Genomic DNA, 14,542 nt, shown 5'->3' with positions numbered 1-14,542 from the left:
ATGTCCGACACCGCAACCGGGCCGACCTCCGGATTGACATTCGCGCCGATGACCCCGGCCGACGTCGACGAGGTGCATGCGCTCGAATGCAGCGTGTTCCCGCACCCGTGGAGCCGCGCCAATTTCGACGAATCGCTCGCCAGCGGCTACGACGCCTGGACCGTACGCGAGGCAGCCGGGGCCGGGGCGCTGGCCGGCTACTATCTCCTGATGTACGCGGTCGACGAGGCGCACCTGCTGGACGTCGCGGTGGCCGCCGGCCGCCAGCGCCAGGGCCTGGGACGGCACCTGCTCGACCGCATTGGCGCGCGCGCGAAAGAGCAGGGCATGGCCTCGGTGCTGCTCGAAGTGCGGCCGTCGAACGAACGGGCGCTGGCGGTCTACCGCCGCTACGGCTATCGCGAGATCGGCCGCCGCAAGGGCTATTATCCGGCGTACGCCGGGTTGCGCGAGGACGCCATCGTGATGAGGCTGGACCTATGAAGCGCATCAGCGACCGCGACGCGGCCTTCCTGGCCGAAATGGGCATCGGCCCCATGTGGAGCTTGCGGGCCGTGCCGGAAGCCGTACCGGAACCCGTGGCGGCGGATGCGGCGCTGCAAGCCGAGGCCGAACCCGTAGTCGCGTCCCCGGCCGAGCCAGTGAACGCGGCGCCCGCGGCGCAGCCGGCAGCGCCGGCGCCGGCGGCGCAGGTCCGGCCGCTGTCTCCGCCCCCACCACCGCGGCAGGTGGCCGAGGCGCCGGTGCGTCCGGCCTGGACGCCTCCCGCAAGCGACACCAGCGCATGGGGCGAGGAGGCCGTGCCGGCGCTCGACGTCTCCACCCTGGACTGGAACGGATTGCGTCTTGCGGTGGCCAGTTGCAAGCGTTGCAGCGCGTGCAGCGAGGGCCGCAAGCCGGTGTTCGGCGCCGGCGCCCGCCAGGCGCGCTGGCTGGTCGCCGCCGGCACCGCCAGCGCTTTGGATGAAAAGGCGGCCCAGCCGCTGACCGGCGATCCGGGCAAGCTGCTCGACAACATGCTGGCGGCCGTCGGCATGTCGCGCGAAACCGATGTCTACGTGACCAGCCTGGTCAAGTGCCGCCCCGCCAACGCCAGCGGCGGCGACCGTGCCCCCACCCTTGAAGAAGCGCAGGCCTGCCGCCCGTTCCTGGAGCGCGAGCGCGAACTGTGCGGCGCCGGCCTGGTGCTGACCCTGGGCCAGGTGGCCGCCAACGGCCTGCTCGGCAAGCCGCTCGCCGAACCGCTCGCCGGGTCGCGCGGCACCGTGCACCGCTTCGGGCAACTGCCGATGGTGGCGACGTTGCACCCGGGCGAACTGCTGCGCCGCGGCGGCGACAAGGCGCTGGCCTGGGCGGATTTGTGCCGGGCCAGGGCTGCCGACGAGTCCGTAAATGGACACGGCGGCTGAGAGCTACCAGCAGGGATTCCACCGCCGCTGGGGCCACCTGCGGCGCGCCCGGGTGCGGGCGCTGGCCTGGCTGCTCGACGCGCCCGACCTGCTCGACGCGCACGACCCGCTGTGGGCGGGCCGCGTCGCCACCCTCGACCCGGTGACGCCGGAAGTCGCCCAATGGCTGAACCGCCTCGACCACGATCCTTCCCGGCTGGACGCCGCCCTCGGCGCCAGGATCTACACCCGCCTCGGCCTGTACGCCGAGAAGCTCATGGCCTTCTATTTCGCGGAGCACGGCCGCCTGGTGGCGCACGGCCTGCAGATCCGGGCCAGCCGCAACGACACCGTCGGCGAGTTCGACTTCCTGCTCGACGATGGCCCGGATGGGGTCGAGCACATCGAATTCGCCACCAAGTTCTATCTGCTCGACGGGGAGGGCGGGCAACAGCAGGAGTGGGAGCTGAGCGCCCTGGTCGGCCCGAACCTGGCCGACAGCCTGGGCGCCAAGATGCGCAAGGTGTTCGAGCGCCAGCTGAACCTGGGCGAGCATCCGGCGGCGCAGGCCCTGTTGCCCCGGCCGGTGGCCAGGGCACGGGCCCTGGTCAAGGGCTGGCTGTTCTACCCGTCCGGCAGCTGGCCGGACATGCGCGGCATCGCCGCCGGCCATTGCCGGGGCTTCTGGTGTTCGCTGGACGAGATCGACATGCTGGCCGGGGAAGAATTCCTGATCCTGCCGCGCCTGCAGTGGCTGGCGCCGTTTCGCGCCGCCTCGGCGGTCTGGATGCTGAGCCGCGGCCAGCTGCGCGCCGAACTGGAGGCGAACTTCGAGACCTCGTCCACGCCGGTGCTGGTGTCGGTTGTGCGCCACCTGCCGGGGCAGATCGAGGAGGTCGAGCGCGGCTTCATCGTGCCGAACGACTGGCGCGAGCGCGCCGCGGCAAGGCGGATGGTGAAGGCGGTTTCGTAGACGGCAGAGAAGACGCGCCGCAGCGCAGTCGCATGCCTTGAACGCGCGGCCGGCAGAGCCGGCCACGCTATGCTGTGATATGCATCACACGAACTATTTTGCCCTGTGATACGCGTGGCGTATCAGTGCTTGCCTTCGCCGATCAGCGCCAGCGAATCGTGCTCGCGCTGGTTCGCCGCATGGCGGCGCCCGATGAAGAACATGATGCCGGCCACCGACATGCCGAACAGGACGATGATGATGTCCAGGTCCAGGTTCAGCGTGATCATGATCGCGTACATCGCCAGCATGGTCAGGATCGACAGGTTCTCGTTGAAGTTCTGGACCGCGATCGAGTGGCCGGCGCTCATCAATACGTGGCCGCGGTGCTGCAGCAGCGCGTTCATCGGCACCACGAAGAAGCCCGACAGGAAGCCGATCAGGGCCAGCAGCGGGTAGGCCAGGTTGACGGATTTCACGAAGACCATGCTGCACACGACCAGGCCCATGATGATCCCAAGCGGGATCACGGTCAGCGACTTGCGCAGCGGGATCATGCGCGCCGCCAGCGCCGCGCCCAGCGCCACGCCGATGGCGACCACGCCGATCAGGTTGGTCGCTTTGTCCAGCGGCATGTCCAGCGAGCGCTCGGCCCACTTCAGCACGATGAACTGCAGGGTGGCGCCGGCGCCCCAGAACAGGGTGGTCACGGCCAGCGAGATCTGGCCCAGCTTGTCGCGCCACAGGGTGGCCGAGCAGTTGGCGAAATCGGCGATCAGCTTGGCCGGGTTGCGCTCCTGGTGTTCGTAGCGCGCGCCGGTGTCGGGGATGCGCAGGTTGAACAGGGCAGCCAGGATGTACACGCCGACCACGACGGCCATTGCCGCTTCGGCCGCGTTCTCGACGCCCGGCAGGTCCAGGCCCATCAGCCAGTTGGCGCCGCGCTCGCTGACCAGGGCGCCGCCGGCCACGGTGCCGAGGATGATCGACATGACCGTCAGGCCTTCGATCCAGCCGTTGGCGGGAACGAGCTTTTCCGGAGGCAGCAGTTCGGTCAGGATGCCGTACTTGGCGGGCGAATAGACGGCCGCGCCGAAGCCGACGACGGCATAGGCCAGCAGCGGGTGCACGGTCAGGAACATCAGGCCGCAGCCGAAGATCTTGATCAGGTTCGCAATGAACATGACGCGGCCCTTCGGCAGCGAATCGGCGAAGGCACCGACGAAGGCGGCCAGCAGCACGTAGAAGAGCACGAATGACAGCTTCAGCAGGGGTGTCAGCGAAGCCGGGGCGTTCATCGACGTCAGCAGACTGATCGCAACAAACAGGAGCGCATTGTCTGCCAGCGACGAGAAGAACTGCGCCGCCATGATGGTATAAAAACCACGGTTCATTCGAAAAGAGTAAAAACAGGTCCGAGTTGCTTTATACCATGAATGCTCCTTGCGCCGAAAGAAAACAAGCCCTGTCAAAAGCGCGGCCGGGCCTGCTCCGGTAGAATAGACCCTCTCGTCGATCAACCCTTCCCGGGCCGGTTTTCTCCATGCCACGACCGCTTTCCGCCACCATCCACCTCGACTCGATGCAGCACAACCTGGCGCAGGCGCGCAGCTATGCGCCGCTTGCCAAGGTCTGGGCCGTGGTCAAGGCCAACGCCTATGGCCATGGCCTGGAACGCGCCATGCGCGGCTTCGCCCTGGCCGACGGCCTGGCCCTGGTCGAGACCGAAGGCGCATTGTGGCTGCGCGAGAACGGCTGGATCAAGCCGATCCTGCTGCTGGAGGGGATCTTCGACGCATCCGACGTGCCGATGCTGGCCGAGCACAATATCAACAGCACGGTCCACTGCATCGAGCAGATCAAGATGCTGGAATACACCCGGCACTACCGCCCGATCGACGTGCACCTGAAAATGAACACGGGGATGAACCGGCTGGGCTTCCGCCCGGACGAATACGCGGCGGCCTACCAGCGCCTGCGCGCCATCCCGGACGTGCGCAACATCACCCACATGACGCACTTCGCCAATGCCGACGAGCTGGAGCACCCGCGCCTGACGATCGCCGAGCAGGTGCGGCGCTTCCAGTTCGGCGCGGGCGGCCTGCCCGGCGAGCGCAGCCTGTCGAATTCGGGGGGCGTGCTGCACCAGGCCGACCTGGGCGATGCGTTGTCCAACGACTGGGTCCGCCCCGGCATCATGCTGTATGGCGGCACCCCGGGCGGGCGCAGCGCGCTGGATTATGGCCTGCGCCCGACCATGACCCTGCGCTCGGAGGTCATCGGCATCCAGCACATCGACGCCGGCGACACGGTCGGCTACGGCAGCCGCTTCGAGGCGAGCGGCCCGATGACGGTCGGCGTGGTGGCCTGCGGCTATGCCGACGGCTACCCGCGCCACGCGCCGCACGGCACGCCCGTGATCGTGGACGGCGTGCGCACCACGCTTGTGGGCCGGGTCTCGATGGACATGATGACCGTCGACCTGACGCCGGTCGCCAACGCCCGCGTCGGCAGCAAGGTGACGCTCTGGGGCGACGGATTGCCGATCGACGAGGTGGCCTCCAGCGCCGGCACGATCGGCTATGAACTGATGTGCGCACTCGCCGGGCGGGTGCGCGTACTTGAAGGAAGAATGGGAACCGATGGCTAAGACCCGAACCGCATATACCTGCAGCGAATGCGGCGCAAGCGCCAGCCGCTGGACCGGGCAGTGCCCGGATTGCAAGGCGTGGAACACGATGGTCGAGACCGTGGTCGAGCCGCAAGGCGTGAACCGCATGTCGCAGACCGCGCACAAGGCCCTGGCGCAGACCGCGCCGGTGCTGTCCCTGAAGGACATCGAGGCGCTCGACGTGCCGCGCTTCGGCACCGGCATCGAGGAATTCGACCGCGTGCTGGGCGGCGGCCTGGTGGCCGGCGGCGTGGTGCTGATCGGCGGCGACCCCGGCATCGGCAAGTCGACCCTGCTGCTGCAGGCACTGGCCAACCTGGCCACCACCCGCAACACGCTGTATGTGAGCGGCGAGGAATCCGGCGCCCAGATCGCGCTGCGCGCGCGCCGGCTGTCGGTCGATTCGGCCGAACTCAAGCTGCAGGCCGAAATCCAGCTCGAGAAGATCCTCGGCACGCTCGCCGACCTCAAGCCCGAAGTGGCGGTGATCGACTCGATCCAGACCCTGTACTCGGACGCGCTCACCTCGGCGCCGGGCTCGGTGGCCCAGGTGCGCGAATGCGCTGCCCAGCTCACCCGCGTGGCCAAGCAGACCGGGGTGACCATCATCCTGGTCGGCCACGTGACGAAGGAGGGCGCGCTGGCCGGCCCGCGCGTGCTCGAGCACATCGTCGACACCGTACTCTATTTTGAAGGCGACACGCAAAGCAGCTTCCGCCTGGTGCGCGCGATCAAGAACCGCTTCGGCGCCGTCAACGAGCTGGGCGTGTTCGCCATGACCGAGAAGGGCCTGAAGGGCGTGTCGAACCCGTCGGCCCTGTTCCTGTCGCAGCACGACAGCCAGGTGCCGGGCTCCTGCGTGATGGTGACCCAGGAGGGCACGCGCCCGCTGCTGGTCGAGATCCAGGCCCTGGTCGACGCCAGCCACCTGCCCAATGCGCGCCGCCTGTCGGTGGGGTTGGAACAGAATCGCCTGGCGATGCTGCTGGCGGTGCTGCACCGCCACGCCGGCATTGCCGCCTTCGACCAGGACGTGTTCATCAACGCGGTGGGTGGCGTCAAGATCACCGAGCCGGCGGCCGACCTGGCGGTGCTGCTGGCCATTAATTCATCGATGCGCAACAAGCCGCTGCCGCGCGGGCTCGTCGTATTTGGCGAAGTCGGCCTGGCCGGCGAAATCCGTCCGGCGCCGCGTGGACAGGAGCGCCTGCGCGAAGCGGCCAAGCTCGGGTTCTCGATCGCCGTGATCCCGAAGGGGAACGCGCCGAAACAGAAGATCGAGGGCATGACCATCGTCGCGGTCGAGCGGATCGACCAGGCGTTTACCAAGCTGCGCGAGTTGGACTGAATTGCCTGCAGGAATCTATATATAATGTCGCCTGCTTATTTTTTACTCGCATTGGTATAACGTGTTTACAGAACAAAGGAAATCCGAACGCAAGGTATTACGGACCCGGGCAAGGATCGCCATGGAAGGCGAAGCGCCGGTACTGGGGCGCACCAGCGACATCGGCGCCAACGGCGTCAGCATTACCGTGCCGGACCCGCTGCTGGTCGGGCAGACCGGCCAGGTCGCCTTCGACCTGCTCATCGACGGCAAACCAGTGCCGGTCGCCGGACGGGCGAAAGCCTTGTATTGCATCTTCAGCAATGGGGAATTCAAGGTCGGTTTCCAGTTCCTGAACCTGGAACTGGCGGCGATGACGGCGATTGCGCGCTATTTGCGCTGACACGTCCGGCGCTGACACGTCCGGCGCCGACATGTCCGGTACCGCCCAGGCGGCCACATATAAGCTATAAGCAAAGCGGCGAGCGCCCCGGGGGCCTCGCCGCTTTTTTCGCTTGATGTCATAACCCGCATAGCGGGCCGGCACTATTCGTGATAGTGGTCGTGCAGGCTTTCCCGGCTGCCGCGAATCTCCTGGTAGATTTCGAACGCGACCAGGCCGGCCAAGCCTGTCAGTACGCTGAATACAAACACACTGAACATAAACGTTAACGCCTTTCAGCATCCCCTCCCTATGAAGAACACGCCTTCAGGTTAGCAGAAGGCGGTGTATTTACAAGGTGGCGGGCGGGTTGGCATGGTTATTTTTGCAACGGCCGAGCTCGCAATCGAGGGCGGAGGCGGAGGCAGGCGCAAACGCGTGCGCCGCCGTTGGAAATTGCGTCAATATACGGTCGCCGCGTTACGCTGGTCCCGTTCGGGCCCACCCGGACCCCGATTATTACATCTGTCATCAACTTGTCATAATCGGCCAGTAGACTTCGCAGCGTCAATGAAACGGGAACCTTCCCGGGCCTCTTCCAAAAGGATCCATCATGCGCATGAAGCATCTGCTCGTCTCCGTCGCCGTCGCCGCCTCGACTGTCGCTGCGACCGCCCAGGCCGCCAACATCACCGGCGCCGGCGCAACTTTCCCGTACCCGATCTACGCGAAATGGGCCGAGATGTACCAGAAAGCCTCGGGCAACGGCCTGAACTACCAGTCGGTCGGCTCGGGCGCCGGCATCAAGCAGATCAAGGCCAAGACCGTCGATTTCGGCGCCTCGGACATGCCGCTGCCGGCCAATGAGCTCAACGCCGCCGGCCTGTTCCAGTTCCCGGCCGTGATGGGCGGCGTGGTGCCGATCATCAACCTGCCGGGCGTGGCCCCGGGCCAGGTACGGCTGTCGGGCGCCCTGATCGCCGATATCTACCTGGGCAAGATCACCAAGTGGAACGCGCCGCAGATCGCCGCGCTGAACCCGGGCGTGAAGCTCCCGGCGGAAGACATCACCGTGGTGCGCCGCGCCGACAGTTCGGGCACCTCCTTCCTCTGGACCGACTTCCTGTCGCAGACCAGCCCGGAATGGAAGCAGAAGATCGGCGCCGGCACCGCGGTGAAGTGGGCCGTGGGCGTGGGCGGCAAGGGCAACGAGGGCGTCGCCGCCAACGTGCAGCGCATCAAGGGCTCGATCGGCTACGTCGAGTGGGCCTACGCCAAGAAGAACCGCATGCAGCATACCCAGGTGCAGAACCGCGAAGGCGTGTTCCTGCAGCCGAGTGACGATGCCTTCAAGGCCGCCGCCGCCGGCGCCAACTGGGCGGGCACCCCGGGCTTCGCCGTGGTGCTGACCAACCAGCCGGGCAAGGCGAGCTGGCCGATCACCGGCGCGTCCTACATCCTGGTCCACAAGACCCAGGCCAACGCCGCCAAGGGCCGGGAAGTGCTGAAGTTCTTCGACTGGGCCTACAAGAACGGCCATGCCGCTGCCGCCGAGCTGGACTACGTGCCGATGCCGGACAACGTCGTCAAGCTGGTGCAGGACGCCTGGCGTGCCAACCTGAAGGACGCCGCGGGTAAGGCGATCTGGTAATTCTCATCCCACGCCAAGGGAGGGCCGGCTTGTCCGGCCGTTCCGTTCGCCAGAAAGATTGACAAAAAAGCTATGAGCGTACAACCATCCGTCGCGCTGCAGGACCTGGCCGATCCGGCAGCGGTCGATGTAGCCCACCAGTCCGATGCCTTGCGCAAGACCATGCGCAACCAGCGTATGCAGGACTTCTTCTTCCACAAGATCACGCTGCTGTTCGCGGCCTCGGTCCTGCTGGTGCTGGTCGGCATCATCGTCTCGCTCGCGATCGGCGCGGCGCCGGCCTTCAAGCAATTCGGCGCCGGTTTCATCTCGCGCGTGGAGTGGGATCCGGTCGGTGACGAGTTCGGCGCCATGATCGCGATCTGGGGCACGCTCGCCACCTCGATCATCGCGCTGGCGGTGGCTTTCCCGATCAGCTTCGGCATCGCCTTGTTCCTGACCGAGATCTGCCCGGCGTGGCTGCGCCGCCCGATGGGCACGGCAGTGGAGCTGCTGGCCGGCGTGCCGTCGATCATCTACGGCATGTGGGGCCTGTTCGTGTTCGCGCCGCTGTTCGCCGACCACGTCCAGCCGCTGCTGAAGAACACCATCGGCCAGCTGCCGGTGATCGGCCAGCTGTTCCAGGGCCCGACCATGGGCATCGGCATCCTGACCGCCGGCCTGATCCTGGCAATCATGATCATTCCCTTCATTGCCTCGGTGATGCGCGACGTGTTCGAGATCGTCCCGACCGTGCTGAAGGAATCCGCATACGGCCTGGGCTGCACCAAGTGGGAAGTGGTGCGCAAGGTGGTGCTGCCGTACACCCGCAACGGCGTCGTTGGCGGCGTCATGCTGGGCCTGGGCCGCGCGCTCGGCGAGACGATGGCGGTGACCTTCGTGATCGGCAATGCGCACGATTTGTCGTGGTCGCTGTTCTCGGCCGGTAACTCGATTTCCTCGACCCTGGCCAACGAATTCGCCGAAGCCGCCACGCCGCTGCACTCGTCCTCGCTGTTCGCGCTGGCCCTGATCCTGTTCGCCATCACCTTCATCGTGCTGTCGGCAGCAAAACTGATGCTGGTCGGGATGGCCCGCAACGAAGGTACCAAATAATGAATACGATCGCGAAAAACCCCGTCTACCGCAAGCGCCTGCTGGCGCACCGTGTCGGCATCTTCCTGTCCGTGATTGCCATGGGCATCGGACTGGCCTTCCTGGCGTGGATCCTGGCGACCCTGCTGATCAACGGCCTCGGCGCCTTGTCGGGCAGCATGTTCACGGCCGATACCCCGGCCCCGGGCAGCGAAGGCGGCGGCCTGCGCAACGCCATCGTCGGCAGCCTGCTGATGGTCGGCCTGTCGACCCTGGTCAGCACCCCGATCGGCATCCTGGCCGGCATCTACCTGGCCGAATACGGCGAGAACAACCGGTTTGCCCAGGTGACGCGTTTCGTCACCGACATCATGCTGTCGGCCCCGTCGATCGTGATCGGCCTGTTCGTGTACGCGATCTACGTCGCCAACGTGCAGCACTTCTCGGGCTACGCCGGCAGCATCGCGCTTTCGCTGATTGCGATCCCGGTCGTGGTGCGCACCACCGACAACATGCTGCGCCTGGTGCCCAGCAGCCTGCTCGAAGCGGCCTACGCGCTGGGGGCGCCGCACTGGAAAGTGGCGATGACGGTGCGCCTGCGCGCCGTGAAGGCCGGCGTCGTCACCGGCGTGCTGCTGGCCGTGGCCCGCATTTCCGGCGAAACCGCGCCGCTGCTGTTCACCGCGCTGAACAACCAGTTCTACAGCAACGACATGAACGCGCCGATGGCCAACCTGCCGGTGGTGATCTTCCAGTTCGCCATGAGCCCGTACGACGACTGGCGCTCGCTGGCCTGGGGCGGCGCGCTGCTGGTGACCTTTACCGTGCTGCTGCTGAACATCCTGTCGCGGACCCTGTTCAGCCAGAAGACTCCGCGTTAATTGACCTTGATGACTGTGATGAACCAATCCATGACCAATCCGACCCCGAACGCTGCCAAGAGCAAGACGATCGAGATCTCCGGCCTGAACTTCTTCTACGGTAAAACGCAGAGCCTGAAAAACGTGTCGCTCGACATCCACGACAAGCAGGTGACGGCCTTCATCGGCCCGTCGGGCTGCGGCAAGTCGACTCTGCTGCGCACCCTGAACCGCATGTATGACCTGTACCCCGGCCAGCGCGCCGAAGGCTCGATCATGTACCGCGGCCGCAACATCCTGGAGCCGGGCGTGGACGTCAACATGCTGCGCGCCAAGGTCGGCATGGTGTTCCAGAAGCCGACCCCGTTCCCGATGTCGATCTACGACAACATCGCCTTCGGCGTGCGCCTGTACGAGAACCTGTCCAAGGGCGAGATGGACGAGCGCGTGGAGTGGGCGCTCAAGAAGGCGGCCCTGTGGGAGGAAGCCAAGGACAAGCTGAACAAGAGCGGCCTGTCGCTGTCGGGCGGCCAGCAGCAGCGCCTGTGCATCGCACGCGGCGTGGCGGTGAAGCCGGACGTCCTGCTGCTGGACGAGCCGACCTCGGCGCTGGACCCGATCTCGACCGCGAAGATCGAGGAACTGATCAGCGAGCTGAAGCAGGACTACACGATCACCATCGTGACCCACAACATGCAGCAGGCTGCGCGTTGTTCCGATTACACCGCCTACATGTACCTTGGCGAACTCGTCGAATTCGGCGAGACCGACCAGATCTTCATGAACCCGGCCCGTAAAGAGACCCAGGATTACATCACGGGTCGTTTCGGTTAAATCCACAAGACTAACAGGGGCTCGCACAAGCGTCGCGCGAGACCCGCCACAGGAGAGCATTGATATGACGGGCGAGCATTCATCCAAGCAGTATGACCAGGAGCTGGAAGCGATTCGTTCCAAGGTCCTGCTGATGGGCGGCATGGTGGAAACCGCGTTCGACGAAGCGCTGGAGTGCTTCCGCGTGGGCGACGCGGCGCGCGCCGACCGCGTGATCGCAGAGGACCAGGCCGTCAACCAGCTCGAAGTGCAGCTCGACGACGCCTGCAGCCACCTGATCGTGCGCCGCCAGCCGACCGCCAACGACCTGCGCACCGTGATGGCCACCATCAAGGTCATCACCGACCTCGAGCGCATCGGCGACGAGGCCTCGAAGATCGCGCGCACCGCGAAGAACCTGCACGAGCGCGGCGGCATGAGCTTCGCCCACTACGACATGGTGCGCACCATCGCCAAGGGCACCTCGGAGCTGCTGCACGATTCGCTGGACGCGTTTGCGCGCCTGGACGGCAAGCAGGCGCTCGAGCTGATCGCGGCCGACGAAGTGATCGACCACGAGTTCCGCACCATCCTGCGCAACCTGATCACCTTCATGATGGAAGACCCGCGCACGATCTCGTCGGCGCTGGACACGCTGTGGGTGGCCAAGGCCATCGAGCGCATCGGCGACCATGCCAAGAACATCGCCGAATACGTGATCTATGTGGTCGAGGGTCGCGACATCCGCCACAGCAAGCCGGTGGCGCTCGACCAGCCGGTGGCGTGACGATGGCGGACAACACGAGCATCCTGGTGGTCGAAGACGAACCTGCCATCGTCGAGCTGGTGAAGTACTCGCTGCGCGAGGCCGGCTGGGACATCCGCATCGCGGACACCACGGCCGGCGCCTGGGACAGCATCAGCCACGGCAAGCCCGACCTGGTGCTGCTGGACTGGATGCTGCCCGACCAGAGCGGCCTGCGCCTGCTGTCGCGCCTGCGCGGCGACCGCGACTTCCAGGACATTCCGGTCATCATGCTGACCGCCAAAAGCATGGAAGAAGACAAGATCGCGGGCCTGAACACGGGCGCGGATGACTACGTCACCAAGCCGTTCTCGCCGCGCGAGCTGCTGGCCAGGAGCCGCGCGCTCTTGCGCCGCAAGAGCCCGCACCTGGCCGAGGCGCCGCTGCGCGCCGGCAGCGTGGTGCTCGACCCGAACAGCTGCACCGTCACGGTCGAGAACCAGCAGATCGACATCGGCAATGCCGAGTACAAGCTGCTCAAGTTCCTGATGGCGCACCGCGAGCGCGTGTTCTCGCGCGCCCAGCTGCTCGACAAGGTGTGGGGCGACCATGCCGTGATCGAGGAGCGCACGGTGGACGTGCACGTGCTGCGGCTGCGCAAGGCGCTCAAGAGCGCCGATGGCCTGATCCGCACGGTGCGCAGCGTCGGCTACATGCTCTCCGAGAAGTAACGTGCGGTCCGTGAGTCCGAAGGTACTGTTCTGGGTGCCGGCCATCCTGCGCCTGTGCCTGATGTTCGTGGCCGCCGGCGTCGTCTGGTGGATGTCGGGGCTGGTCGAGGCGCTGGTATTCGCCCTGGTGGCGATGGTCATCGCCTTGTTCGTCCAGCTGCGCTACCTGCACGAGCTGGGCGAATGGCTGAACGACCCGCACTCCAGCCGCCTGCCGGACGGGTGGGGCGCCTGGACCGACGTGTTCGCGCGCCTGTACCGCCTGCGGCGCGAGGACGAGCGCCACCAGGCCGAGATGGCCGAGTGGCTGGCGCGATTCCGCCAGGCGATGCAGATGCTGCCGGAAGGCGTGGCGATCATGGACGACGTGCTGTTCCTCGAGTGGTGCAACGAGGCGGCCGAGCGCCACCTGGGCCTGACCATGGCGCGCGACAAGGGACTGCGCGTGACCAACCTGGTGCGCCACCCGGAATTCATCGACTACGTGATCCTGGGCCGCTACGAGCAGCCGCTGACGCTGTCCTTCCGCGGCCGCAAGCTCGAATGCCGGATCATCCCGTTCGAGAACCGGCGCCAGATCCTGGTCACGCACGACGCCACCGACACCGAGCGCATCGAAGCGATGCGGCGCGACTTCATCGCCAACGCCTCGCACGAACTGCGCACGCCACTGACGGTGATCGTCGGCTTCCTCGAGATCGCGATGTCGGACCCGGGCCTGGACGTGGCCACGCGCACGGCGCACCTGACGCTCATGACCGAGCAGGCGCAGCGGATGCAGCGCCTGATCGGCGACATGCTGACGCTCTCGCGCCTGGAGTCGGACGAGTTCCCGTTCAAGCGCGAGCAGGTGGACGTGAAGGCGATGGTGGAATCGGTGGCCGCGGAAACGCGGGCGCTCTCCGGCGGGCGGCACCAGATCGAGGTCAAGGTCGACGGCCCGGACGTGATGGGCAGCCTGGAAGAGCTGCGCAGCGCCTTCGCCAACCTGGCCTCGAACGCGGTGCGCTATTCGCCGGACGGCGGCACCATACGCCTGCAGTGGACGCGTGGACCGGACGACCTGCGCTTCTCGGTGACGGATTGCGGCATCGGTATCGAACCGATCCATATCCCGCGCCTGACCGAACGCTTCTATCGCGTGGACAAGAGCCGCTCGCGCGAGACGCAGGGAACGGGGCTGGGGCTGGCGATTGTCAAGCATGTCCTGATCCGTCATGGCGGTCGCCTCACGATCCATTCGGTGCCGGGGCAGGGCAGTACGTTCACGGCATCGTTGCCGAATACCTCGCTGCCGGGCTAGCCCGGCCAGTGCGTGACGAGGTACCAGGTCGCGGCAATCGCGCCCGCGAGACTGAGCGCCAGGCGCCGGTTCGCCTCCCGTCCGGCATTGGCGTGGCCGGGGGCCGACACTCGACCGCAGGCCGCCGTGTTCAAGCGGCCGAGCTCGGCGAACGCCTCCTCGATGATGCGGTCGTTGTCCGACGGTTCTTGCTCGAAGGTGTGCAGATCGTCGAGTTCGTCGTAGGTGAGCAGGCCCTGCCTGACCATCCAGGCGAGTTGCAGCGCGGGGTTGGGTTCTTGCGCAATGTCGGTCCAGCGTGGATGCGCCAGCACTGCCGCGCGCTGTCCGGCCGCGATCATCGCCAGGCCCCTGGGGAGCAGATCCACAGTATCGTCCAGCGCCGCGCAAGTGCCCGTCATGCTTGTCTCCCAATGATCATATCGACGAGCAATGCTAGCGGTGAATCTTTCGGCTCGGTAAGCGTTTGCGCAAGCGATCCGGCGGGGACGGCGGAGGATGGCGCGAATGATCAAGCTTTGCCGGACCGGTCGATGCCGGCCTTGACAATGAATCGTCCCGATTGAGTTGCCGTGCACGGCCGTAGGCCGGGCCGAAGAGCCGGCGTGCTGATGCCGGGCTGAACGCGGTACAATCGTGCCTCGT

15 protein-coding genes are annotated in these 14,542 nt (G+C 66.3%); 13 read left to right on the top strand and 2 right to left on the bottom strand.

Annotated elements, in window-relative coordinates; genetic code table 11:
• From rimI to ACFFJK_RS11370, 3 genes are read left to right on the top strand one after another with little or no spacing between them, the layout of a single operon-like run.
• Positions 1 to 483: a ribosomal protein S18-alanine N-acetyltransferase gene (rimI, locus tag ACFFJK_RS11380; protein ID WP_379679245.1), complete on the top strand. Its 483-nt coding sequence runs from the start codon at positions 1 to 3 to the stop codon at positions 481 to 483.
• The gene (locus ACFFJK_RS11375; protein WP_379679244.1) at positions 480 to 1,409 is read left to right on the top strand and encodes a uracil-DNA glycosylase; all 930 of its coding nucleotides are present in this window, start codon (positions 480 to 482) and stop codon (positions 1,407 to 1,409) included. Before rimI ends, ACFFJK_RS11375 begins: the two co-directional genes overlap by 4 nt.
• Positions 1,393 to 2,361, top strand: coding sequence for a DUF1853 family protein (locus tag ACFFJK_RS11370; protein ID WP_379679243.1), 969 nt, complete (start codon positions 1,393 to 1,395; stop codon positions 2,359 to 2,361). Before ACFFJK_RS11375 ends, ACFFJK_RS11370 begins: the two co-directional genes overlap by 17 nt.
• Before the next feature lie 122 nt (positions 2,362 to 2,483).
• Here the strand turns inward: ACFFJK_RS11370 and lplT are convergent, their stop codons facing one another.
• The gene (gene lplT / locus ACFFJK_RS11365; protein ID WP_379679242.1) at positions 2,484 to 3,734 is read right to left on the bottom strand and encodes a lysophospholipid transporter LplT; all 1,251 of its coding nucleotides are present in this window, start codon (positions 3,732 to 3,734) and stop codon (positions 2,484 to 2,486) included.
• Positions 3,735 to 3,883: 149 nt separating this feature from the next.
• Here lplT and alr point away from each other — a divergent pair, with 149 nt between their 5' ends.
• The 10 genes from alr (at position 3,884) to phoR (ending at position 13,897) form a co-directional block, all read left to right on the top strand.
• Complete coding sequence (gene alr / locus ACFFJK_RS11360) at positions 3,884 to 4,990, top strand: alanine racemase (RefSeq protein ID WP_379679241.1); 1,107 nt, start codon at positions 3,884 to 3,886, stop codon at positions 4,988 to 4,990.
• The gene (gene radA, locus ACFFJK_RS11355; RefSeq protein ID WP_379679240.1) at positions 4,983 to 6,359 is read left to right on the top strand and encodes a DNA repair protein RadA; all 1,377 of its coding nucleotides are present in this window, start codon (positions 4,983 to 4,985) and stop codon (positions 6,357 to 6,359) included. Before alr ends, radA begins: the two co-directional genes overlap by 8 nt.
• Positions 6,360 to 6,420: 61 nt before the next feature.
• A complete protein-coding gene (locus tag ACFFJK_RS11350; RefSeq protein ID WP_379679239.1) occupies positions 6,421 to 6,741 on the top strand; it encodes a PilZ domain-containing protein in 321 nt (106 codons plus the stop codon).
• A 592-nt stretch (positions 6,742 to 7,333) separates the two neighbouring features.
• On the top strand, positions 7,334 to 8,371 hold the full coding sequence (pstS, locus tag ACFFJK_RS11345; RefSeq protein ID WP_379679238.1) for a phosphate ABC transporter substrate-binding protein PstS: 1,038 nt from the start codon (positions 7,334 to 7,336) through the stop codon (positions 8,369 to 8,371).
• A 162-nt stretch (positions 8,372 to 8,533) separates the two neighbouring features.
• On the top strand, positions 8,534 to 9,466 hold the full coding sequence (gene pstC / locus ACFFJK_RS11340; RefSeq protein WP_379679659.1) for a phosphate ABC transporter permease subunit PstC: 933 nt from the start codon (positions 8,534 to 8,536) through the stop codon (positions 9,464 to 9,466).
• Complete coding sequence (gene pstA / locus ACFFJK_RS11335) at positions 9,466 to 10,326, top strand: phosphate ABC transporter permease PstA (protein WP_379679237.1); 861 nt, start codon at positions 9,466 to 9,468, stop codon at positions 10,324 to 10,326. The genes pstC and pstA overlap by 1 nt, the downstream gene beginning before the upstream one ends.
• Before the next feature lie 30 nt (positions 10,327 to 10,356).
• Positions 10,357 to 11,139 (top strand): phosphate ABC transporter ATP-binding protein PstB, encoded by a 783-nt coding sequence (pstB, locus tag ACFFJK_RS11330; RefSeq protein WP_379679236.1) that lies wholly within the window; start codon positions 10,357 to 10,359, stop codon positions 11,137 to 11,139.
• 64 nt (positions 11,140 to 11,203) lie between these two features.
• Positions 11,204 to 11,905 (top strand): phosphate signaling complex protein PhoU, encoded by a 702-nt coding sequence (phoU, locus tag ACFFJK_RS11325; protein ID WP_379679235.1) that lies wholly within the window; start codon positions 11,204 to 11,206, stop codon positions 11,903 to 11,905.
• A gap of 2 nt (positions 11,906 to 11,907) precedes the next feature.
• Positions 11,908 to 12,594: a response regulator gene (locus ACFFJK_RS11320; protein WP_379679234.1), complete on the top strand. Its 687-nt coding sequence runs from the start codon at positions 11,908 to 11,910 to the stop codon at positions 12,592 to 12,594.
• Between the two features lie 10 nt (positions 12,595 to 12,604).
• On the top strand, positions 12,605 to 13,897 hold the full coding sequence (phoR, locus tag ACFFJK_RS11315) for a phosphate regulon sensor histidine kinase PhoR (protein ID WP_379679233.1): 1,293 nt from the start codon (positions 12,605 to 12,607) through the stop codon (positions 13,895 to 13,897).
• Here phoR and ACFFJK_RS11310 read toward each other — a convergent pair.
• A complete protein-coding gene (locus ACFFJK_RS11310) occupies positions 13,894 to 14,298 on the bottom strand; it encodes a hypothetical protein (RefSeq protein ID WP_379679232.1) in 405 nt (134 codons plus the stop codon). The genes phoR and ACFFJK_RS11310 overlap by 4 nt on opposite strands.
• Positions 14,299 to 14,542: the final 244 nt, after the last annotated feature.

Origin of the sequence: Massilia consociata (assembly GCF_042432755.1) — a bacterium.
Lineage (GTDB): Bacteria > Pseudomonadota > Gammaproteobacteria > Burkholderiales > Burkholderiaceae_D > Telluria > Telluria consociata.
Note: the sequence above shows the minus strand (reverse complement) of the source record. Positions and strands in the feature narration are given on the sequence as shown.